Source organism: Stenotrophomonas sp. 10L48 (assembly GCF_056395105.1).
This window is the reverse complement of the sequence record NZ_JBFTIX010000008.1, coordinates 21,151-41,909: the sequence shown is the minus strand read 5'-3', so window position 1 is coordinate 41,909 and position 20,759 is coordinate 21,151. Positions and strand designations below refer to the sequence as shown.

18 protein-coding genes are annotated in these 20,759 nt (G+C 67.6%); 6 read left to right on the top strand and 12 right to left on the bottom strand.

The window, feature by feature from the left end; genetic code table 11:
- Positions 1 to 12 precede the first annotated feature (12 nt).
- Positions 13 to 348, bottom strand: a complete 336-nt coding sequence (locus AC1DCU_RS14355) for an EF-hand domain-containing protein (protein WP_025875455.1) — start codon at positions 346 to 348, stop codon at positions 13 to 15.
- Complete coding sequence (locus AC1DCU_RS14350; protein WP_025875457.1) at positions 345 to 1,547, bottom strand: DesA family fatty acid desaturase; 1,203 nt, start codon at positions 1,545 to 1,547, stop codon at positions 345 to 347. Before AC1DCU_RS14350 ends, AC1DCU_RS14355 begins: the two co-directional genes overlap by 4 nt.
- A 188-nt stretch (positions 1,548 to 1,735) precedes the next feature.
- Between AC1DCU_RS14350 and AC1DCU_RS14345 the strand changes: the two genes are divergently transcribed.
- The gene (locus AC1DCU_RS14345; RefSeq protein ID WP_032978432.1) at positions 1,736 to 2,521 is read left to right on the top strand and encodes an ABC transporter ATP-binding protein; all 786 of its coding nucleotides are present in this window, start codon (positions 1,736 to 1,738) and stop codon (positions 2,519 to 2,521) included.
- Between the two features lie 46 nt (positions 2,522 to 2,567).
- Here the strand turns inward: AC1DCU_RS14345 and AC1DCU_RS14340 are convergent, their stop codons facing one another.
- Complete coding sequence (locus AC1DCU_RS14340; RefSeq protein ID WP_032978565.1) at positions 2,568 to 3,767, bottom strand: DUF4785 domain-containing protein; 1,200 nt, start codon at positions 3,765 to 3,767, stop codon at positions 2,568 to 2,570.
- A gap of 11 nt (positions 3,768 to 3,778) precedes the next feature.
- Positions 3,779 to 4,657, bottom strand: a complete 879-nt coding sequence (locus AC1DCU_RS14335; RefSeq protein WP_025875463.1) for a hypothetical protein — start codon at positions 4,655 to 4,657, stop codon at positions 3,779 to 3,781.
- 233 nt (positions 4,658 to 4,890) lie between these two features.
- Here AC1DCU_RS14335 and AC1DCU_RS14330 point away from each other — a divergent pair, with 233 nt between their 5' ends.
- Positions 4,891 to 5,733, top strand: coding sequence for an acid phosphatase (locus AC1DCU_RS14330; protein ID WP_032978435.1), 843 nt, complete (start codon positions 4,891 to 4,893; stop codon positions 5,731 to 5,733).
- Between the two features lie 145 nt (positions 5,734 to 5,878).
- Here AC1DCU_RS14330 and AC1DCU_RS14325 read toward each other — a convergent pair whose 3' ends face one another.
- Positions 5,879 to 8,149: a TonB-dependent receptor gene (locus tag AC1DCU_RS14325; RefSeq protein ID WP_032978438.1), complete on the bottom strand. Its 2,271-nt coding sequence runs from the start codon at positions 8,147 to 8,149 to the stop codon at positions 5,879 to 5,881.
- A gap of 158 nt (positions 8,150 to 8,307) precedes the next feature.
- Between AC1DCU_RS14325 and AC1DCU_RS14320 the strand changes: the two genes are divergently transcribed.
- Both AC1DCU_RS14320 and AC1DCU_RS14315 read left to right on the top strand, forming a co-directional pair.
- The gene (locus AC1DCU_RS14320) at positions 8,308 to 9,318 is read left to right on the top strand and encodes a TIGR00266 family protein (protein WP_282280366.1); all 1,011 of its coding nucleotides are present in this window, start codon (positions 8,308 to 8,310) and stop codon (positions 9,316 to 9,318) included.
- Positions 9,319 to 9,526: 208 nt separating this feature from the next.
- Complete coding sequence (locus tag AC1DCU_RS14315; protein WP_025875469.1) at positions 9,527 to 10,519, top strand: patatin-like phospholipase family protein; 993 nt, start codon at positions 9,527 to 9,529, stop codon at positions 10,517 to 10,519.
- 27 nt (positions 10,520 to 10,546) lie between these two features.
- Here AC1DCU_RS14315 and AC1DCU_RS14310 read toward each other — a convergent pair whose 3' ends face one another.
- The gene (locus AC1DCU_RS14310; protein WP_442251643.1) at positions 10,547 to 12,550 is read right to left on the bottom strand and encodes a hypothetical protein; all 2,004 of its coding nucleotides are present in this window, start codon (positions 12,548 to 12,550) and stop codon (positions 10,547 to 10,549) included.
- 107 nt (positions 12,551 to 12,657) lie between these two features.
- On the bottom strand, positions 12,658 to 13,140 hold the full coding sequence (locus AC1DCU_RS14305; RefSeq protein WP_025875473.1) for an Lrp/AsnC family transcriptional regulator: 483 nt from the start codon (positions 13,138 to 13,140) through the stop codon (positions 12,658 to 12,660).
- A gap of 125 nt (positions 13,141 to 13,265) precedes the next feature.
- Between AC1DCU_RS14305 and phhA the strand changes: the two genes are divergently transcribed.
- Both phhA and AC1DCU_RS14295 read left to right on the top strand, forming a co-directional pair.
- Positions 13,266 to 14,159 (top strand): phenylalanine 4-monooxygenase, encoded by an 894-nt coding sequence (phhA, locus tag AC1DCU_RS14300; RefSeq protein WP_025875475.1) that lies wholly within the window; start codon positions 13,266 to 13,268, stop codon positions 14,157 to 14,159.
- 91 nt (positions 14,160 to 14,250) lie between these two features.
- Positions 14,251 to 14,901: a DMP19 family protein gene (locus tag AC1DCU_RS14295; protein ID WP_442251644.1), complete on the top strand. Its 651-nt coding sequence runs from the start codon at positions 14,251 to 14,253 to the stop codon at positions 14,899 to 14,901.
- 29 nt (positions 14,902 to 14,930) lie between these two features.
- Here AC1DCU_RS14295 and AC1DCU_RS14290 read toward each other — a convergent pair whose 3' ends face one another.
- The 5 genes from AC1DCU_RS14290 to AC1DCU_RS14270 all read right to left on the bottom strand — a co-directional run bounded on the left by AC1DCU_RS14290 (position 14,931) and on the right by AC1DCU_RS14270 (position 20,747).
- Positions 14,931 to 16,028 (bottom strand): GDSL-type esterase/lipase family protein, encoded by a 1,098-nt coding sequence (locus AC1DCU_RS14290; RefSeq protein WP_346603270.1) that lies wholly within the window; start codon positions 16,026 to 16,028, stop codon positions 14,931 to 14,933.
- 102 nt (positions 16,029 to 16,130) lie between these two features.
- On the bottom strand, positions 16,131 to 16,886 hold the full coding sequence (gene kduD / locus AC1DCU_RS14285; protein WP_033832661.1) for a 2-dehydro-3-deoxy-D-gluconate 5-dehydrogenase KduD: 756 nt from the start codon (positions 16,884 to 16,886) through the stop codon (positions 16,131 to 16,133).
- 82 nt (positions 16,887 to 16,968) lie between these two features.
- The gene (gene kduI / locus AC1DCU_RS14280) at positions 16,969 to 17,817 is read right to left on the bottom strand and encodes a 5-dehydro-4-deoxy-D-glucuronate isomerase (protein ID WP_032978442.1); all 849 of its coding nucleotides are present in this window, start codon (positions 17,815 to 17,817) and stop codon (positions 16,969 to 16,971) included.
- Positions 17,818 to 18,060: 243 nt separating this feature from the next.
- A complete protein-coding gene (locus AC1DCU_RS14275; RefSeq protein WP_025875485.1) occupies positions 18,061 to 19,119 on the bottom strand; it encodes a LacI family DNA-binding transcriptional regulator in 1,059 nt (352 codons plus the stop codon).
- A gap of 38 nt (positions 19,120 to 19,157) precedes the next feature.
- A complete protein-coding gene (locus tag AC1DCU_RS14270; RefSeq protein WP_478013549.1) occupies positions 19,158 to 20,747 on the bottom strand; it encodes a family 43 glycosylhydrolase in 1,590 nt (529 codons plus the stop codon).
- Positions 20,748 to 20,759 lie beyond the last annotated feature (12 nt).

Genomic DNA, 20,759 nt, shown 5'->3' with positions numbered 1-20,759 from the left:
TTCTATGCCCGCTCAGCGCGGCGGTGCAGCCAGTTCCCGTGCATCCAGGAATCCGTCACCGTTGGCGTCCTGCTTGTGGAAGCGCTGCACGATCACCTGCCGCTGCTGTTCGCGGGTGATGGCCCTGCCCTTGCCGCCGGGCAGTTCGTCGGCGGTCAGCACGCCATCGCCGTTGCGGTCCATGCGATCGAAGGCATACAGCATCCACTGCAGGTACTCGGCTTCACTGACCTTGCCGTCGCCATCGCTGTCCATGCGCTGCAGGTAACTGGCAGTGTCGCTGACCTGGGCCTGCACGGCAGGTGCGCACACGGCGGCCAGCAGCAATGCCGTCAGCGCAGCCCTCATCCGCCCACCAGGGTGTAGCCCTTCAGTCGCGCGGCATAGGCCTGCAGCGCGGCGATGCCGCTTTCCTCGGCCTCGCGGCACCAGGCCTGCAGTTGACGCAGGCGCTCGGCGGCATCATGGCCGCGTGCTTCCAGCAGCGTCGCCAGGCGTGCGCGGTATTCCACCAGGGTGCGGATGCGCGGGCGCTGGGCGACCCATTCGCTGAGCTGGGCGCGGCTGTCCGGCTTCAACCAGCGGCCGTCGTTGACCAGGCCACGGCGCAGCCGGCGCGGCAGCAATCGGCGCAGCTTTGCACCCGCGTATCGCGCCTCTTCGCGCAATGCCGGCATGAACACGTTGCGCTGGTAGTCGGTCATCGCCTGGAAGCGATGCGACAGCAGTGCCTTCAGGGTATCGGCGTCGGGCACGGCGATGTTCGGGCGCACGTCCATGGCCGGCGCGACACGCAGGACCTTGGCCAGGCGCAATGCCTGCAGCAGGCGGATCGCACTCCAGCCGATGTCGAATTCCCAGCGCCGCATCGCAAAGCGCGCCGAGCTGGGGAACGCATGGTGGTTGTTGTGCAGTTCCTCGCCACCAATCCAGAACGCCCACGGCGTCAGGTTGGTGGAGGTGTCGGCCGACTCGTAGTTGCGATAGCCCCACCAGTGGCCCAGGCCATTGACCACGCCGGCGGCCCAGAACGGGATCCACGCCATCTGGATCGCCCACAGGGCGACGCCCGGCAGGCCGAACAGCACCGTGTTGATGGCAAACAGCAGCACCGGGCCGAGGGTTGCATACGGGGTGTACAGGCGGCGCTCGATCGCGTCGTCCGGAGTGCCGCGACCGTACTGTTCGATGTCCTCGCGCATGCCGCGTGCTTCGCGGTACAGCTCCACGCCGCGCCAGAACACCTGGCCGATGCCACGGGTAACCGGGCTGTGCGGGTCGTCCTCGGTTTCCACCTTGGCGTGGTGCTTGCGATGGATCGCCACCCACTCCTTGGTGATCATCGAGGTGGTCAGCCAGGTCCAGAAGCGGAAGAAGTGCGCGACCACCGGATGGAAGTCCACGCCCCGGTGCGCCTGGCTGCGGTGCAGGTAGAGGGTGACCGAGAAGATCGTGAGCTGGGTGAAGACCAGCAGCACCAGGGCCAGCTGCCACCAGCCCAGGCCCAGTACGCCACCGGTCAGCAGGGACATCAGGGCATCAGGCATGGCGGCTCTCCAGAGCGACACAGGTATGGAAGACATCATGGGCGCTTGCGTTGCAAACTGCACCTTGCACCGCTGGATTGGCAGCGCCATTCCGTGGCTTCGTTCACAGTTGGGGACCCGTGTTGTCGACCCTTGATCCGCGCATCCGCGCCGTAGACCCCGCCCCATCCGCCGGGGACCCGCCGCCCTTGATCGAACTGGACCGCGCCAGCGTGATGCGCGGACAGGTGAAGGTCCTGCACGGGCTGAGCCTGCGCATCGCGCAGGGCCAGCACACCGCCCTGCTCGGCCCCAATGGCTGTGGCAAGTCCACCTTCATCAAGCTGATCACCCGCGAGCTGTACCCGCTGGCGCAGGCCGACGGCACGGTGGCGGTGAAGGTGCTGGGGCAGAACCGCTGGCAGGTCGACCGGCTGCGTTCCCAACTTGGCATCGTCACCGGTGACCTCAGCAGCAACCTGGCCGACATGCCGGGGCTGACGGTGGAGCAGGCGGTGCTGTCGGGGTTCTTCGCCAGCTACATGGTGCCGGCCTTCCGCGAGGTCACCGACGATATGCGCATGCGGGTGGGCGAGACCCTGGCGATGACCGGTGCGTCGGGCCTGCGTGAGCGTGCCTACGCCGAACTGTCGGCCGGCGAGACCCGCCGGGTGCTGATCGCCCGCGCGCTGGTCAACCGGCCGCAGGCGCTGCTGCTGGATGAACCCTCCACCGGGCTGGACCTGGTCGCCCGCCAGCAGTTGATCGCCACCATGCGCGTGCTTGCGCAGCAGGGCATCACCCTGGTGCTGGTCACCCACCACATCGAGGAAGTGATTCCCGAGATCGAGCGCGTGGTGCTGCTGCGCGACGGCCGCGTGGTGGCCGATGGAGCGCGCGCCGAGCTGCTGCGCGACGAACCGCTGTCAGCCGTGTTCGGCGGTGCGATCACGGTGGTGGAACAGGAAGGACGGCTGACCGCGTACGCGGGGTGACACCGCGTCTGTGGCGGGCCGGACGTCCGGCCCGCCACGCCCTGCTTCAGAACCGCAACGCCAGCGCGCGCGACTCGATCGGTGCCATCCGGCTCTGGTCCTGCAGCTGCAGGTCGCGCAGTTCATAGGGCGCACCGAAGCCGGCAGGCAACGCGGCCTGGTCGAAGGGCAGTACCAGCGCGCCGCGGCCCGGGCCATCGAACCACGCTGCGGCATGCGCCTGCGCCACCGGCTGCAACTGGCCGTTGGCTGCGGTGGCATACAGGGTGCCGCGCGCCTCGTAGCGGCCGGCGGCGGCCACCTGCAACGGCAGACTGACCTGGCGGCTGGCCGGGTCGGGGGCGGCCTGGCCGGTGAAGCGTGCGGTTGGCCGCGCCACGGCGAAGGCGACCTTGCCATCGCGCAGCACGCCGTCGGCCTGGGCGAACACCTGCAGTTCCCACAGGCCCTGTGCGTTGCTGGCCTCGGCCGGAATCCTTACCTGTGCACGCAGGCTGCCATCGGTGGTGCGCAGCAACCGCTGCGGCCAGCTGCGGCCATCGGGTGCGACCAGCAGCGCTTCGCCGCCGAGGCTGTCACGCCGTGTGCGCAACGCCGACGCGCTGGCACCGTCTTCCAGCAGACGCGCCTGCAGCTGCACGTTGCCTCCGGCCAGCACCTGCGTCTGGCTGGCCTGCACTTCCAACCGCAGCGGGCTGTTGGGCTCCAGCACCTGCACCACATAGCGGCCCTGCGCCTGCGCACTCTGCAGGCGGTAAGCGCCGGCCGCGCTGGTGGTGCCGGTGCGCAGCATGCTGCTGCCATCACCGACCGGCATGCCCGCATCCTGCAGCTGGCGTGCGTCGACACTGCGCGCGACGCTGCTGCGCCCCGCCGGATCACGTACCTGCAGCGAGCTTGCCGGCAGCGCGCGGGCGCCCGGCGCCGGGCTGAGCTGGATCACCGCATCCGGTGCGCTCAGTGGCAGTTCCAGGCCGCGCTGCAGTTCGGCAGCGTCGACCTGCTGCCAGTAGCTGCGGCTGATGGCGGCCTGGGGACCGGGGGCCTGCAGTGGCTGTGCCGGGTCCAGCGCCCAGGCGAAGGCCAGCGGCGAGTGCTCGCTTTCATCGGCAGGCAGCGGCGCGGCAACCAGGCCGGCGGGAATCTGGTCGCCAGCGGCAACACGCAGCGGCTGCGCGGCCTGCGCCGATGCAGTGGAAAGGACCGCCAGCACGGCGGCAGCCAGCAGGGTGGAATGGATCGTCATGGTCATCTCCCTCACTGGGTCAGGTCGTTGCGCAGGATGCCGCCGAGGCCGAAGCACTCACGGCGGCTCTGGTTGTGGCTGAGCGGCTCGGCGCCCTGGGTGCGCGCCTTGTCGGTGAACCACAGGGTGCCGGCCGCCTTCTGGCTGCTGCACTCCAGGAAACCGTCCGAGCACGACGACAGCCAGTTCTGGGTGAACTCCAGGCCGACATTGGCGGAGTAGCCGCCGCAGTAGCTGTTGCTGTCCCACACTGCCGATTCCACATCGCTGCCGACCACTGCGCGGAACGGCTTGGGCAGGGCCGGACGGCCGGCGGTGCCGTACAGGTTCTGCGCGTTGTAGGTGGCCATGTGCCCCACCTGCTGCATGCGCACGGCATCGTTCTTGTAGCCCAGCAGCCAGCCCAGCGAGGTCTCGAAGGTGTTGCCGTTGAGCACGGCGTCGGCCAGCGGCGTACCTGCCGAGGAGGGCGCCAGCGCAGTGACCTTGCGCAGCCGGTTGATGATCTTCGGGTAGCGGCTGTCGTAGGTGGGATTGGACAGGATCCAGCGCATCACGTTGCCGCCGTTGGAATGGGTGATCACCACCAGCTGGGTGATGCCCCGGCTGTCGATGAAGCCGGTAAGCTGGTTGGCCAGGCAGCCGGCCGCTTCCGGCTTCCACATGTACTGGGTGAAGTCGCAGTTGATGACCACGTAGTTGCTGCTGTTCGGCAGGCCCTGGCGGACGGTGTCGATGATCGCCGGCTGCCAGTAGTCCTGCGTGGCATTGGTCTGCGCGCCGGTGCCGTGTACGAAGGCGACGCCGTACACATCGGCGGCCTGCGCCGGTACGGTCGACACCCCAAGGAGCAGGGCCAGAACGGTACTTCCTGTTGCGGTGCTGCGCATCGCGTCTCTCCCTTTCAGCGGATCCCCCCGGCCCGGCTGTGACCTGATGCTCGTGGCGGCAGCGCGTGAAAGTCCGTGCGCTGCGCCCGGATTCAGCAGATTGCCGACAATTGATTACCGTTTTCATCCAGTGCAGCGGGACCATGCCGGGTCTGGCCGTATGACCGATGGACGCTGCGGCCGGCAATCGAGGCTGCGATCATGGCCGGCGAGTTCCCTGCCCGAGTCTGCCCATGTCGTCGATCCTCCCCCCTGCCCGGCCGCTGCTGGGCCTGGCCATCGCGTTGTCGCTGGCCGGCTGTGCCGCCACCACCACCAGCAAACCGACCGCCGTCGAAGCCAACGTCACCACCAAGGCCGTGGGCTACCTGGACAAGACCGCAGTGCCGGCCAGCATCGATCTGGTGCCGGCACCACCGGCCGCCGGCTCGGCGGCCTTTGCGCTGGACGAGCAGGTCAGCCGTGAAGCACGTGCGCTGCGCGGCAGCCCGCGTTTCGCCCAGGCCGGCGTCGATGCCGAACTCGGCTTTCCGGAAGGTGCCAACCATTTTTCCTGTGCCGCCGACATCGACGTCGATGCAGTGAAGACCCCGGCCCTGTACCGCCTGCTGGAGCGCAGCCGCATCGACGCCAGTGCTGCCACCAAGGCTGCCAAGAACATGTACCAGCGCCCGCGTCCGTTCATGGTCAACGGTGAGCCGACCTGCTCGCCGAAGGATGAGGAGGGGCTGCGCAGCAACGGCTCCTATCCGTCCGGCCACACCTCGATCGGCTGGGCATGGGCATTGATCCTGTCGGAGATCGCACCCGACCGCGCCGATGCCATCCAGGCGCGCGGCCGCAACTACGGCGAGAGCCGCCTGGTGTGCAACGTGCACTGGCAGAGCGACATCCTCGAAGGCCGCTTCATGGGCGCCGCCGCCGTGGCCCGCCTGCATGACAACGCGGCGTTCAACAGCGACCTGCTTGCCGCGCGCAGGGAGATCGCTGCTGCGCGCAAGGCCGGCCTGCATTCCAGCCGCGACTGCGCCACCGAGAACGCCGTGCTGAAGGTGCGCCCGCAGAGCGCCTTGTAATCCACCGCCGCTGCGCTCGCCGGGCATGGCCCGGCGCTACCGGGCGCGACGCATGGGTAGCGCCGGGCCATGCCCGGCGGACGCGAAAAACAGAAGGGCCGGCATTGCGCCGGCCCTTCGTCATTTCATTACTGCTGCAGCCGCATCAGAACTTCGCGGTGAACTCCACGCCCCAGGTACGCGGCTCGTTGAGGAAGCCGGTCAGGTTGTTGAAGTCGATCGCGCCGACCACGCGGGTCTGGTTGGTCAGGTTGCGGCCGAACACGGCCACGTCGTACTGGCCGTAATCCCAGTTGTAACCCAGGCGCAGGCCACCTTCCAGCGAACTGCGGCCGCGGAATTCCGGCGACTCGTAGATGAAGAAGTTCACCGCGCTGCGGTAGGCCCAGTCGGTGTAGGCATACAGCTCGCTGCCATCGCTGAGCGGGAAGCCCACGCGCAGGGTCGCGTTGTGGATCCACTTCGGTGCCTGCGGCAGCGGATTGCCGTTGACCAGCGCATAGGTGCCGCCATTGATGACCGTGGTCGGGTCGGTGATGGTGCAACCGCCGCCACAGACCGCCACCGCCAGGTTCTTGTCCTTGATCTCGGTGTCGTTGTAGCTGCTGCCGAAGGTCAGCAGCACGTTGTCGGCCAGGTAGGCTTCCAGGTCCAGCTCCACGCCCTGGCCGATGGTCTTGTCGGCGTTGAGCAGGGTGGCGGTGTTGTTGGTGCCACCGACGGCGATCAGCTGCTGGCCGTCCACGTCATAGCGGAACACGCTGAAGCCCAGGCGCGCACGACGTTCGAACAGGTCGGCCTTGATGCCGGCTTCGTACGAAATCACCTTCTCCGAATCGGCCTGCGACAGGCCCGGTGCGAACGCCAGGCGACCCTGGATCGACGGTGCGCGGAAGCCCTTGGCCACGCGTGCATAGGCATTGACGTTGTCGGTCAGCTTGTACACGCCGCTGACATCCCAGCTGACGTCGTTGACGTCGGTGTTGGCCAGGTACGGACCGCTGACCGGGGTGCCGAACGGCACGGCCTGCAGCACGCTGGCACTGAAGTCCTTCTTGTCCTGCGTATAGCGCACGCCGGCACGCAACTTGAAGCGGTCGGTGACATCGAAGTCGCCCGAAGCGAACACCGCCCATGCCTTGTTGCGCTGCTGCTGCACGACGTGGCCGGTCTGCGGGTTGCCCGGGGTCAGCGAGTCGTAGTTGAAGTTGTTGATGGTGACGTCTTCATCGAAGTAGAAGACGCCGGCCTGCCAGTCGAAGCGGCCCCATTCGTTGGATTCCACGCGGAATTCCTGGGTCCACTGGCGGTGGTGCGGCAGGCCGTCGGCCGACTCGGACGAGAACGGAATCAGGCCCGGGCCGGAGTTGCCCGCGCCGAGGAACGCGGCGCCGTAGCCACCGTCGATGTCGCCGCGGTTGAGCGATTCGGCGGTCTCATAGCCGGTGATCGAATGCAGGGTCACCGAACCGAGGTTCCACTGCAGGCGCGCGCTGCCGCCCCAGGTTTCCAGGTCGGAGAAATTGACGCCGTCGTTGGCGACCTTGTCGCGGTCGAAGTTCTCGACCAGCGCGTTGCCGCCCTTCTCGATGATGTTGGCGCGGAACAGGCGCGCGGTGCCGTTGAGCTTGCGCTTGTGCAGGTTGAACAGCGCTTCGAAGTCATCGCCTTCGTACAGGAACTGCACGCGGCCGGCTGCTTCGTCATAGCCTTCAAAACCACTGTTGGGCGCACCGGCACGGGTGTTGTCGACCCAGTCGTCACGACGCTGGTAGATGGCCGACACGCGTGCGGACCAGCGGTCGGTCAGCGGGCCGCCGTAGGCGCCCTGCACGTTCCAGCTGTTGTAGCTGCCATAGCCCACGCGCACGTAGCCATCGGCATCCTGCGACGGCCGCGCCGAATCGAACTTGACCACGCCAGCCGGGGTGTTGCGCCCGAACAGGGTGCCCTGCGGGCCGCGCAGCACTTCCACGCCGGCCAGGTCGAACAGCGGGAAGCCCTTCAGCAGCGGGCTTTCCTGCACCACATCGTCGTACACCAGCGAGACCGGCTGCGATGCATTGAGGTCGAAATCGGTATTGCCCAGGCCGCGGATGTAGAAGCGCGGGAAGGCACGGCCGTAGGACGACTCGATGTTGAGGCTCGGCACGCGCGCAGCAAGGAAGCGGATGTCATCGCCCGCCGAACCGAGCACGTCGAGCTTTTCGCCCTGGATCGCGCTGATCGCAACCGGCACGTCCTTGGCGTTCTCGACACGACGCTGTGCAGTCACCTGCAGCGCATCGAGGGCGACCGGATCCTTGGCGGCGGGGGTTTCCTGGGCGGCTGCTACCAGCGGCAGCAGGGCGGAAAGAGCGACAACGAGCGGGCGCGCGACCGGAGAGCGGCCACGGGAAGTACGGGTCGGAGACATGGCGGTAGGCTGTGTTTGGAGGGGTGGTAAAACGGCGCTACCAGATAATTGTTGCAATACAGCACCTCCCTCGCAAATGCCGATCGTTCATGGCCGCCTCGCGCGCCGCCGGACGCTGCCGCTAGACTCGGGGTTTTTCCCGCAACGGACCTGCTGCGATGACCCAGTGGTACTTCCATGCTCCCGGCCAGGCCGACCGTGTCGGTCCGTTCGACGAGGAGGCTGCGCGCCGCTTCGCCCAGGCCAATCCGCGCGCGCTGGCCTGGTGCCAGGGCATGACAGGGTGGACACCGGTGTCCGAAATCGCCGCCCTGCAGCAGGCCGGCACCGGCACCGGCACCGCGGCTCCGCCGCCGATGCCTGCAGTCACCCCTGCAGTCGCAACCGCGTCAACCGGCGGCCGCGCCGACCGCATCGACTTCCGCATCGTCGGCCATGAAATGCAGTTCGTGGAAATCGAGCTGGATCCCGGCGAAGGCGCGGTGGCCGAGGCCGGCGCGCTGATGTTCAAGGATTCCTCGGTGCAGATGGACACCGTCTTCGGCGGCGGCGCGCGCAGCGGCCAGAGTGGCGGTTTCATGGACAAGGTGATGGCGGCCGGCAAGCGCGTGCTGACCGGTGAAAGCCTGTTTGCCACCGTCTACACGCAGACCGGCCAGGGCCGCGGCAAGGTCGCTTTCGCCGCGCCCTATCCCGGCACCGTGCTGGCGATGAAGCTGGACCAGCACGGCGGGCGCCTGATCTGCCAGAAGGACAGCTTCCTGGCCGGCGCGCGCGGCGTGCAGATCGGCGTGCAGTTCCAGCGCAAGATCATGACCGGCCTGTTCGGCGGCGAGGGCTTCATCATGCAGAAGCTTGAAGGCGATGGCTGGGTGTTCATCCATGCCGGCGGCTGCGTGGTCGAGCGTGAGCTGGCCGCCGGCGAACGCCTGGACGTCGATACCGGCTGCATCGTCGCCTACCACCCGACCGTGGACATGGACGTGCGCCGGGTCAAAGGCATCCGAAGCGTGCTGTTCGGTGGCGAGGGCGTGTTCCTGGCCACCCTGACCGGGCCAGGCAAGGTCTGGCTGCAGTCGCTGCCGTTCTCGCGCCTGGCCGGCCGCATGTGGATGGCCGCGCCGCAGGGCGGCGGCAAGAGCCGCGGCGAGAGTTCGCTGCTGGGCTGATCGGGAAGGCTGGACGGCTGGTAGTGCCGGCCGCTGGCCGGCAACCCCGGCAACCCATGCATCCCAGCGATTGCCGGCCAGCGGCCGGCACTACCCAGTCGGCGGCAGGCGATTTCATGAATGGGGAGCCGACCCACCCTGCCCGGCCTGCCACGCCTTCGGTATGCTGGCGCCCTTTCCTGAATCCGGCGCCGCGAGCGCACTGCCGATGAGCCTGTTCCGCCCCCGCGTGCTGCTGTCCGTCGCCCTGCTCGGCCTGCTGGCCGGTTGCGGTGGTGAAGAGGTCCGCCCCACCCCGCCCGCGCAGCCCACCGTGGTTCCGCAGGCCAAGCCGGTGAAGATCGGCATCGCGCTCGGCGGCGGCGCGGCCAAGGGCTTTGCGCACATCGGCGTGATCAAGATGCTCGAGGCCAACGGCTTCGAACCGGTGGTGGTGTCCGGCACCAGTGCCGGCAGCGTGGTCGGCGCCCTGTATGCCAGCGGCATGGACGCCTTCCAGATGCAGAGCAAGGCGGTGGCGCTGGACGAAGCCAGCATCCGCGACGTGCGCCTGTTCTCCGGTGGCTTGGTGCAGGGCCAGAAGCTGCAGGACTACGTCAACGAACAGGTGGCCAACCGCCCGGCCGAGCGCCTGAAGAAGCCGTTCGCCGCCGTCGCCACCCAGCTGGAAACCGGCGAGCGTTCGATCTTCGTGCGCGGCAACGTCGGCCAGGCGGTACGCGCTTCCAGCAGCATCCCCGGCGTGTTCGAGCCGGTGAAGATCGGTGGCCGCAACTACATCGACGGCGGCGTGGTCAGCCCGGTGCCGGTGGATGCCGCACGACAGCTCGGTGCCGAGTTCGTGATCGCCGTGGACATCTCCAGCAAGGCCAGCGGCAAGGCACCGACCGGCATGCTCGGCATCGTCAACCAGTCGATCTCGATCATGGGCCAGCGCCTGGGCGAGCAGGAACTGGCGCGCGCCGACATCGTGATCCGGCCGAAGGTGCTGGACATCGGTGCTGCCGATTTCAGCCAGCGTGGCACGGCCATCCTGGAAGGCGAGAAGGCCGCGATGGCGGCGATGCCGCAGATCCGCGCCAAGATCCAGCAGCTGCAGAAGGCCCGCGCCGCCGCATTGGCACCGGCACCGGTGGCGGCGCCCAAGTGCGACGAGCCTTCGCGCCTGGGCAAGCTGATGGGCCGCAAGGAAAAGTGCTGACGCGCGGCGCTTGAACGGCCGCCGCGGTCAGCGCCGCGGTGGTGGGTAACCACTGGCCAGGCGTCGCTGCCGGCGCCGCTCATCCACCGCCCGGTCATGCCGCTGTGCGCTCAGCTGCAACTGCTCCATCGCGTCCCCCGGCAGCCACAGCTGTTGCTGGGCACGGGTGATCGCCACATAGGCGGCGCGCACCGGGCTGTGCAGCGCGCGCGCATCATGGCCGCTGTCGAAGCAGCACGGCGCCATGGACACCGTGGCGAACTGCAGGTTCTTGGCGTGCTGGGCCAGGCACAGCACGACGCTGGCCTCGTCCGCATCGACCAGTTGCCCGAGCAGGCGCTGCAACGCCGCAGCATCGAAGCCACCGGCAAACAGCGCGGGGATGTCCGCCTGTCCACGCTTGGCACAGACCTGCACGAAGCTTTCCCAGCGTTGTCCGGGGCCGCCAGCGGCGGCGCTGCGCCAGGCGTCGATCGGACCGTCCACCTCTTTCAACAGCGCCTGCCGCGACGCAGGATGCAGATGCACGCGCGCGCCGCGCGCAACCAGCTCGTTGGCTTCCAGCAGCATCCGCCACAGGCTGCCGTACAAACGGGCGCCGGTGCTGGGCACCGCCGACCAGTCGTCATAGCGGCGCAGGCCGGTGGCGCGGTCGCTGGCCCCCACGAAAGGCGCCGGTTCGCCGAGATCGTCCAACGCCAGTGACTGGTTGACCAGCGCATCGACCTGCCGCCCCTGCCGCACCGACTGGTGCATCTCCAGCGTCTTCGCCGATGACCAGCGCTGTACGCGTCCGCTCAGCCGTTGATGCGGATCGCCCAGGCTGACCACGCCGGGCGCGTGGGTGGCCAGCAGCTGTTTCCATGCAGGGCTGAGATCGTGCGCCTCATCGACCAGCACCATGCCCAGCGACACCGGCAGCGGCACAGCACGCAGGGCCAGCCATTTGCCGATGTGTCCGGCATCCAGGCGCAGGCAGCCGCCCTTCTGCACCACCGGATCGAACATGCAACGCCAGACGAACTCCGCGGCCGCGATGAACGGCGTGGCTTCCAGCTGCGCTGCGCCCAGCGAGCGCTGGAAGTGCCAGGCCTGCAGGTTCGGCGCTGACGACGCGCACCACCGGTTGATGGCGTCCAGGGCGATCATCAGGACCTGGTCCGGCCGGCGTGCACCGATGGCCGGCAGGCCGAGGCGGGCGGCCGCCTCACGCAGGGTCAGCGTGCTCTGCCGGTAGGTCGGTACGAAGCCGCCAGTCAGGCCGTTGGCGGCGGCATGGCGGGCGATCGCATTGGCGAACTCGATCTGGGTCAGCAGGCGCGTGCCGGCGTCGGCCGGCAGCCGCGCGCGGAATGCCTCGACCTGGCCTCGCGTGGGCGCCACGTAGGTGTAACGGCCCGGGCGAGCCTGCAGCAGCGCCAGCACCAGATGGCCCTTGCCTGTGCCGGCATAGGCCTGCAGGTCGATCAATTCATCGGGATTGGCCGCGATCGCACGCAGCACGCGTGCCTGTTCGGAAGTGAACAGGCCGTTGTGCTGGGTTGCATGCGTGGTCTGTTCGTCATCGCCGGTGTCTTCGTCATCGCCTTCGGCCAGCGATGTCGCCGGAAAGTGGATCGTGTGCTCTTCCAGGGTGATCCTGCACGCCGTCTGGAAGTCCGCGCCGGGATACGCATGCGGCGACGCGGCCAGCACCGCCTCCATCACCTCGTCCGGTGCCAGCAGCACGTCCTGCGCGGCCAGCACGCCCAGCCACGCCTCCAGCGCCCGCGCGTCCTGTCCAGCGCTGGCCGCCAGCTGCGCCTGCGCAGCAGGGCCGTCATCGGCGGCGAACAGCGCACAGGCGTCGTGCAGCAACCGCTGCAGCTGGGTGGCCGGTGGCCTCTGCCGGCGGCACAGCATGGCCACCAGCAGGCCGGCCTGCTCCAGCGGTGTGTCCGGCGACGTGCCTTCGCTCAGGTGCCGCAGCAGGCTCTGCTCGCGCAGCGGAAGGAACAACGGGGAAGACGTCGGGGATGGGGTATCAGACATGCCGGAGCCAGAGGGAATCACTGCGCGGCCTGCGTGTGCACGGCCGCCGCGGGCCACGATGCTCGGCCAGCCCGCGCGCGCCGTCAAACATCACCGCGGCCGCCGGTTCATTCCAGCTGCGACAACGGCAACGCCTGGAAACCCTTCACCGTGCGCAGCACGAAGCTGGAATTGGCATCGGCCACGCCACCTGCGTTGAGCAGCCTGTCCAGCAGGAAACGCGAGAAGTGCTCCAGATCGCGCACATACACATGCAGCAGATAGTCCATGTCGCCGGTCAGGGCGTGGCAAGCCACCACTTCATCCCATGCCTGCACGCTGTCGACGAAGTGCCCGATCGCGGCCTGGTCATGCTTTTCCAGCTGGACGCGCACGAACGCCTGCAGCCCCAGACCGAGCCGGCGGGGCTCCAGGCGCGCGCCATAGCCGACGATCACCCCTTCGCTTTCCAGCCGCTGCAGGCGGCGCAGGCAGGCCGACGGCGACAGGTTCACCCGCGTCGCCAGCTCCGCGTTGGTGGCGCGACCATCACGCTGGATTTCGGCCAGCAGACGTATATCCGTGCGATCGAACTGGACTTCTCCGGCCATTGTTGCCCCGCAACATGGTGAGTACGCAAGGATATTGCGCCAACAAGGTCAATCCGCGCAACTTTTGCAACCCTGTTGCGCGCCCCCTGCCCTAGCATCGTGGGTATCCCGTCAAGGAGTCTTCCATGGATCTCGCCCAGCCCCGCCGCGTCGAACACCAGCAGACCGACAAGGGCTACGTGCCGGTGTACACCACCGCGCTCGTCGAGCAGCCGTGGGACACCTATACCGCCGACGACCACGCCACCTGGAGCACGCTGTACCAGCGCCAGCGCGAACTGCTGGTCGGCCGCGCCTGCCAGGAGTTCCTGGATGCGCAGGACGAGATGGGCATGAGCGCGCACATGATCCCGCGCTTCGACCAGCTCAATGAAGTGCTGGGCGCGGCCACCGGCTGGACCCTGGTCGGCGTGGAAGGCCTGCTGCCGGAACTGGATTTCTTCGACCACCTGGCCAACCGCCGCTTCCCGGTGACGTGGTGGATCCGCCGCCCCGACCAGATCGACTACATCGCCGAACCGGACCTGTTCCACGACCTGTTCGGCCACGTGCCGCTGCTGATGAACCCGGTGTTCGCCAACTACATGGAGGCCTACGGCCGCGGCGGCGTCAAAGCACATGCGATCGGCCCGGAGGCGCTGCAGAACCTGACCCGCCTGTACTGGTACACGGTGGAGTTCGGCCTGATCGACACGCCCGAAGGCATGCGCATCTACGGTGCCGGCATCGTCTCCTCGAAGGGTGAATCGCTGTACTCGCTGGAGTCGGCCGCACCGAACCGCATCGGTTTCGACCTGCAGCGGATCATGCGCACGCGCTACCGCATCGACACCTTCCAGAAGACCTACTTCGTCATCGACAGCTTCGAGCAGCTGATGCAGGCGACGTCGCCGGACTTCACCCCGATCTATGCCGCGCTGGCCGACCAGGCGCACCTGCCGGCGGGCGACGTGCAGGCCGACGACCGCGTGTTCCAGGCGGGTACGGGCGAAGGCTGGGCTGATGGTGGGGATGTGTGAGGCGACAGCCGAGGTCCGGCTAGACTTCAAAAGCGTCTGCAGCTTTTGAAGATTAGGGGGTCAATCCTGGGTCTCCGCTATCCTGCACGGCATGACTGATGCATTTGCTTCGCTGCGCGTAACCGACGTCGCCTTCAACGACGACTTCATCCTGATGACCCTGGCCGACGGCCGCCGCACCCGGCAGCCGTTGCGCTGGGCGCCTGCGCTGTTCGAGGCCACGGCTGAACAGCGTGCGCAGTGGGTGCTCACGACCGATGGGCTGGGCGTGAACTGGCCCGCGCTGCTGCCGGCGCAGGAACGCGGCGTGGTCGATGTTCCGAACCAGGTGTGGGATGACCGCTATGAAGCCGCGCTGGCGCGCCTGAATGCGGCCGCGTGGTCGCTTGATGCGCTGTCCGATGACGACCAGCAGCTGGTGGCGCTGTGGCGGATGGAAGCGGACATCAACAACGGCGGCTTCATGCAGTTCCTGTGCAACTGGGGCGACCCGACCTGCCAGCTGGCGCTGCGCGCGTTGCAGGCGATGGGCGCAACGCAGACGCACGCGATCCTGGCCGGCATGCGTGGTCTGCTGGACCGGCTGGAAGACGACCCGGCGATCAAGGAACTGACCGACCTGTATGGCGCGATGACCGAGCAGGAGCAGGAGGCACTGCATGCCTTCGATGAAGCGTATTTCGCGCGGCCGGAAGACTTGGCCCGGTTGGGTTTGAAGCATTTCGGCCCGGAGCCGTTGTAGAGCCGAGCGCACGCTCGGCTGCGTTTCAGTTACCGCGGATACGCCAGCAGTACCACCAGATCCTCATCACCTACCTGCTGCAGCGCATGGCTGCTGCCCTTGCGCGTAAGCAACGCATGCCCCGCACGCACGTCGTGCTGTTTTCCGTCCAGCACATAGCTGCCCTGCCCGCTCACGATGTAGTAGATCTCATCCTTGTGCTGCGGATGCAGGCCGATGCCCGCGCCCTTGTGCAGCACGCGCTTGCGCAGCACGAACGGCAGGCCCTGCGCATCGGCGAAGAACGGGTACGCCGTGGTCGGCCCGGCGCCGCCATGTGGGCCCGGTTGTGCGCGCGCCAGCGTGTCTTCGTGCACCACCTGCGAGGCACGCGCAGGATCGCCGCCCTGCCCCACCCCCATTACATCGCAGTCGATATCGCGCACCAGTGCAGGCTGCAGCGCCGGCAGAACCTGCACCGCCTCGCGCAGCACCAGGCACGCCACCGCGTTGGCGCCGGCCACGCTGAAGTGGGTGCCGTCGGCCTTGTGCTGTTCCGGCACGAACAGGAAGTACGGGCGTGCACCCTGCTCGCCCAGCGCGCGGATCCAGCGCATGCTGCGGTCGTTGAGGTCGATCAGTGCAACGTGCTCGCGTGTGGCCAGTTGCTGCATCGCCAACGTGTAACGCGCGTGCGTATCCAGCAGCGAACCGAAGTCGTACAGCAGCCGTGCCACCGGCGTGACCAGCACCGGCGTGGCACCCTGGTCACGCGCCACCTGCACGTAGCGCATCAGCATCCGCGGGTAGTCACTGTCCGGATCGGTATAACGCGTCCGGTCTTCGAACTTGGCATCGTTGTGGCCGAACTGGATCAGCAGCACGTCGCCGCGACGCAGTTCGCGGCCAATCGCATCCAGCCGCCCTTCGTCGATGAAGCTGCGCGTGCTGCGCCCACCCTTGGCGTGGTTCCGCACTTCGAAGCGCGCCGGATCCAGGTAGCTCTGCAGCGCCTGGCCCCACCCCGCCTGCGGCGCACGCTCGGGCCCATATTCGGCCGCAGTGGAGTCACCGGCAATGAACAACCGCACCGGCGCCGCATGCGCGGCGGCGCTCGACAGCAGCAACAGCAACAACAGCTTCCGCATGGCCGGGCCCTGGTAGTGCCGGCCGCTGGCCGGCAACTTCATGGATGCGTTGAGCGTCGGTGGAAATGCCGGCCAGTGGCCGGCACTACCGAAAACCAAGCATTACCGCGCCAGCCAGCCACCATCGACCGGCAGCACCGCACCGTTGATGTAATCCGACGCCGACGAGGCCAGGAACACCGCCGCGCCGGCCAGATCTTCCGGCGTACCCCAACGGCCGGCCGGAATGCGCTCGAGGATCGCCTTGTTGCGGTCCTGGTCGGCGCGCAGCGCGGCGGTGTTGTCGGTGGCCATGTAGCCCGGTGCGATCGCGTTGATGTTCACGCCCTTGCCCGCCCACTCGTTGGCCAGCAGGCGGGTGATGCCGGCGATGCCGCTCTTGCTGGCGGTGTACGACGGTACGCGGATGCCGCCCTGGAACGACAGCATCGAGGCGATGTTGATGATCTTGCCGCTGCCCTGGGCGATGAAGTGGCGGCCGGCAGCCTGCGAGATGAAGAAGGCCGACTTGATGTTGACGTTCATCACGTCGTCCCAGTCCTGCTCGCTGAAATCCACCGCGTCGGCGCGGCGGATCAGGCCGGCGTTGTTGACCAGGATGTCCAGCCCGCCCAGGCCTTCGAGCGTTTCGCGCACCACGCGCTCGACCGGCTCGATGCTGATCAGGTTGGCTTCCACCGCCAGGCAGCGGCGGCCCAGCGCGGTGATCTTCTCGATGGTTTCGGTGGGCGGGGCGATGCCGGCCACGGCGACATCGGCGCCTGCGGCAGCCAGCGCCACTGCGATGCCCTGGCCCAGGCCGGTATTGCCACCGGTTACCAGAGCGACTTTTCCTTCCAGGCTGAAGGGATTGGTCATTGCGTATGCGTTCCTTGGTAGAGGCGTGCGTGATGCGGGGCAGGTGGCCACCGGCACGGCGTGCGCGGTGGCCGCCCGGCGCTTACTTGAGCTGGCAGATGTCCAGCACGTGCATGTCGGTGTAATCCAGGTTCTCGCCACCCATCGCCCAGATGAAGGCGTAGTTGCTGGTGCCGGCGCCCATGTGGATCGACCACGGCGGCGACACCACCGCTTCGTTGTTCTGGATGACGATGTGGCGCTGTGCGTCCGGCTCGCCCATGAAGTGGTAGACGCGGTCGCTGTCGCCCAGGTCGAAGTAGAAATAGACCTCGCTGCGGCGGTCGTGCAGGTGCGGCGGCATGGTGTTCCAGACGCTGCCCGGCTTGAGCACGGTCAGGCCCAGCAGCAGCTGCGAGGACTGGCAGGTGGCCGGCACGATGTACTGGTAGATGGTGCGCTCGTTGCTCGTTTCCAGCGCGCCGCGATCCAGTGCCACCGCGTCCTTGATCGACAGCTGCTTGGTTTCAAAGCGCGCATGCGCCGGGGTCGAGGCCAGGTAGAACTGCGCCGGGTTGGCGGCGTCCTGCGAAGCGAAGACGACGTCCTTGCTGCCCATCGCCACGTACAGGCCATCCTTCGGCCCCAGCGTGTACACGGTGCCATCGACGGTGACCGTACCGGTGCCGCTGCCGACGTTGATGATGCCCAGCTCGCGACGCTCCAGGAACGGATGGCCAGCGGCCGACGCCGGTTCGGTCTGCGCCGGCAGCGACAGCGGGCCGTTGACCGGCGCCGCACCGCCCAGCACGAAGCGCTCGTAGTGGGTGTACTTCAGGGTCACCGCATCGGCGTTGAACAGGCCATCGAGCAGGTACAGCTCGCGCAGCTGATCGTTGCTGGCGCCCTTGATGGCGTCGGGATGGGTGGCGTAATGGGTCTTGCAGTACATGGCTTCTCCAGAGCAGGGGGCGGGCCGATGGTTCGGCCCCGGCACGGTTCACGGTCGATTCTAGCCAGACAGGAAACCGGTGTCATTTTGCGCTGCACGATGGTGGTTGGACGGCATCGGCAGGTGCGATCGATGGGGGGAGGGCGGGTGGAGTGTCACGACCAACGGTCGTGACCTACCGGACTGATCCGTGAAAGGTGTCACGACCAACGGTCGTGACCTACAGGATTGATCCCTGCGGGATCAATCCTCGGGCGGTTGGCAGGAATCGCGCACGATCAGGTGCGGGCGCACGCTGGCGATCTGCAGCGCAGGCTGGCCTTCGGGCTGGATCAGCATGGCCGCAGCGGTGCGGCCGGTGTCGCGGGTATGCCGGCGCACCGAGGTCAGCGACGGCCACAGGCGCGAGGCCAGCGGGCTGTCGTCGTAACCGACGATCGACAGCTGGCGCGGAATGTTGATGCCCGCACGCAGCGCGACCTTGTAGATACCGGCGGCCATTTCATCGTTGCCGGTGAAGATCGCCGTCGGACGGCGCTTGCCCAGCAGCAGTTTCTCGGCGGCGGCCACACCCGATTCGAAGGTGTAGCCGGCCTCGATGATGCGATCCTTCGGCAGCTCGATGCCACGCTGCGACAGCGCCTCGATGAAGCCGGCGGTGCGTTCGTGCGCCGAGCGGTATGCACTCGGGCCGGTCACCAGGGCGATGTCACGGTGGCCCAGCGAAAGCAGGTAATCGGCCGCTTCGGCGGCACCGTCGCGGTCGTGGGTGACCACCATCTGCGAGGTTTCATCCAGCGGCAGCGCAGCCACGCGGGTGAAGCGGCAGCCGATCTCGTCCAGCATGTCCGCCAGCGCCTGGTCTTCGGACGCACGTGGCACCAGGATCACCCCATGCAGCTTCTGCTGCTGGGCGAAGCGGCGCACGCCGTCGATGTAGCCCGGGCTGCGGCTGTCGCAGGGGTGCACCACCAGTTCGAAGCTGGAGCCACGCAGCGCATCCAGCGCGCCGTACTGCATGTCCACGATGTACTGCGCGGTGGGGTTGTCGTAGACCATGCCGATCAGGAACGAGCGGCGGAAGGCCAGGCCACGGGCCAGCGGGTCGGGGGTGTAGCCGACTTCGCGCATCAACGCTTCCACCTTGTCGCGCGTGTCCTTGCGCACCAGCGGCGAGTTGTTGATGATCCTTGAAACCGTTTTCTTGGATACACCCGACAGTCGCGCGATGTCGTTGATCGTGGCTGCCTTGCCCTTTGCCAATGCCGGCGTAGCGGCATCGTTCTTGTTGCGCACTGACATGTAGTGAACCCGATAAGCCTGGGGATTCCAGCGCGCGCTCAGTCCAGCGCGCGATAGCGGAAGCTGCGGAAGGTTACCGCACCGTTGCCGGCCGCATACAGGGCCGGTTTCAGTGCCAGGAACTTGCCAGCCACATTGTGATGGTAACCGGACACTTCCATCTGAACCGGATACTTCTGCCAGGTCTGGCCATCGGCGCTGGAATGGATGGTGACGATGTGGCGGTTGTTGGTCACCCGCAGCCAGAGCCGGCCGCCCTTGGCGCTGGCCGCCAGCCGGGTGGGGCGCTCCTCGCCGTAGCGGTGCATGACGAACTGCTCGCCGTTGCTGCCCACGCCCACATACAGGCGGTCGCTGTAGAACAGCAGGGCACCGCCCACCGCGCCGGGGGCGATCTCCATCTGCACCTCGAACTGGTAGGCCGGATCCCCGGCAATGGTCGTCAGCGGCGAGGCATCGCGCGGCGTGCTGCCCTTGCCCTGCAGCACCAGGCCGTCGCCGCTGAAGCGCAGGCGCCGTTCTTCATCCAGCGCCGGGTTGAAGAACGCCCACTGCGGGCCCAGCGCACGGCCGGTGAAAGCATCGGACAGGGCCATGCCGTGCGGTGCCAGCGCGCTGCCCGATGGCTTGCGCAGCGGCTGCCCGAGATCGCCGCCCTTGGCCACGAACCAGCCATCGGCGGTCCATTCGATGGGTTCCAGCAGCGCCTGCCGGCCCAGCGTCCAGAAGCCGTTCTCGTAGCCGTGGTACATCATCCACCAGCGGCCGTCGGTGCCTTCGATCACCGTGGCGTGGCCACGCGACCACCACGGTTCAGCGGCCGACCGGGTGCGCATGATCGGGTTGTTCGGCGCGTTCACCCACGGGCCGTGGATCGAGCGCGAGCGCGCGGTGATCACCATGTGCCCGGTCGGCGGGCCGGCGGTGCCGCCCACTGCAGTGGTCATGTAGTACCAGCCATCGCGGAAGTGGATCTTCGGGCCTTCCTGCGCGTAGGCCTCCACGTCCCAGCTTTCCGGGTAGCGCCAGCCGTCGTACACATGCTTGGGCGTACCCACCACGCTCAGGCCGTCATCGGCCAGCTGCACGTAGTCGCCGCCGCTGAGGAACAGGTAGCGCTTGCCGTCCTCGCCAACCGCGTGGCCGGGGTCGATGTAGCCGCCCAGGCCGATGTCGATCGGCGCACTCCACGGGCCCTTGATGTCATCGGCCCAGACCACGAAGTTGCTGCGGCGCTCACCGGTGCGCGCCGGGAAGTAGATGAAGTAGCGGCCCTGGTGCTTGACGATGTCCGGCGCCCAGATCGCGCCTACGTTCTGCGTGATCGCATGGCCGAGCGGCTGCCAGTTGACCAGGTCGCGCGAGTGCCAGATCGGCAGGCCGGGGTAGGCGTCGAACGAAGACAGGGTGAGGTAGTAATCCTCGCCGTCCTTCAGCACCGACGGATCGGGCCTGTCACCGGCCAGCACCGGGTTGAGGAAGGTACCGTTGCCAAGGTCGCCCTGGCGCTGGTGCTCGATGCCGCGCTTCCACTGCGCGGGCGCGGGATCTGCAGCCAGGGCAGGCAGCGCGGCCAGCAGCAGGCCAAGCAGGGCGGTTGCAGCAGCGCGGTGCAGCGTCGGTGTCATGTGATTGCCTCC

What these genes read in the sequence shown, in the direction of transcription:
- AC1DCU_RS14275 (WP_025875485.1), bottom strand. Translation starts at nt 19,119, where the DNA reads ATGTCAGTGCGCAACAAGAACGATGCCGCTACGCCGGCATTGGCAAAG.
- AC1DCU_RS14315 (WP_025875469.1), top strand. Translation starts at nt 9,527, where the DNA reads ATGAGCCTGTTCCGCCCCCGCGTGCTGCTGTCCGTCGCCCTGCTCGGC.
- AC1DCU_RS14310 (WP_442251643.1), bottom strand. Translation starts at nt 12,550, where the DNA reads ATGTCTGATACCCCATCCCCGACGTCTTCCCCGTTGTTCCTTCCGCTG.
- kduI (WP_032978442.1), bottom strand. Translation starts at nt 17,817, where the DNA reads ATGTACTGCAAGACCCATTACGCCACCCATCCCGACGCCATCAAGGGC.
- AC1DCU_RS14355 (WP_025875455.1), bottom strand. Translation starts at nt 348, where the DNA reads ATGAGGGCTGCGCTGACGGCATTGCTGCTGGCCGCCGTGTGCGCACCT.
- AC1DCU_RS14335 (WP_025875463.1), bottom strand. Translation starts at nt 4,657, where the DNA reads ATGCGCAGCACCGCAACAGGAAGTACCGTTCTGGCCCTGCTCCTTGGG.
- AC1DCU_RS14290 (WP_346603270.1), bottom strand. Translation starts at nt 16,028, where the DNA reads ATGCGGAAGCTGTTGTTGCTGTTGCTGCTGTCGAGCGCCGCCGCGCAT.
- AC1DCU_RS14295 (WP_442251644.1), top strand. Translation starts at nt 14,251, where the DNA reads ATGACTGATGCATTTGCTTCGCTGCGCGTAACCGACGTCGCCTTCAAC.
- phhA (WP_025875475.1), top strand. Translation starts at nt 13,266, where the DNA reads ATGGATCTCGCCCAGCCCCGCCGCGTCGAACACCAGCAGACCGACAAG.
- AC1DCU_RS14330 (WP_032978435.1), top strand. Translation starts at nt 4,891, where the DNA reads ATGTCGTCGATCCTCCCCCCTGCCCGGCCGCTGCTGGGCCTGGCCATC.
- AC1DCU_RS14270 (WP_478013549.1), bottom strand. Translation starts at nt 20,747, where the DNA reads ATGACACCGACGCTGCACCGCGCTGCTGCAACCGCCCTGCTTGGCCTG.
- kduD (WP_033832661.1), bottom strand. Translation starts at nt 16,886, where the DNA reads ATGACCAATCCCTTCAGCCTGGAAGGAAAAGTCGCTCTGGTAACCGGT.
- AC1DCU_RS14340 (WP_032978565.1), bottom strand. Translation starts at nt 3,767, where the DNA reads ATGACGATCCATTCCACCCTGCTGGCTGCCGCCGTGCTGGCGGTCCTT.
- AC1DCU_RS14305 (WP_025875473.1), bottom strand. Translation starts at nt 13,140, where the DNA reads ATGGCCGGAGAAGTCCAGTTCGATCGCACGGATATACGTCTGCTGGCC.
- AC1DCU_RS14320 (WP_282280366.1), top strand. Translation starts at nt 8,308, where the DNA reads ATGACCCAGTGGTACTTCCATGCTCCCGGCCAGGCCGACCGTGTCGGT.
- AC1DCU_RS14350 (WP_025875457.1), bottom strand. Translation starts at nt 1,547, where the DNA reads ATGCCTGATGCCCTGATGTCCCTGCTGACCGGTGGCGTACTGGGCCTG.
- AC1DCU_RS14325 (WP_032978438.1), bottom strand. Translation starts at nt 8,149, where the DNA reads ATGTCTCCGACCCGTACTTCCCGTGGCCGCTCTCCGGTCGCGCGCCCG.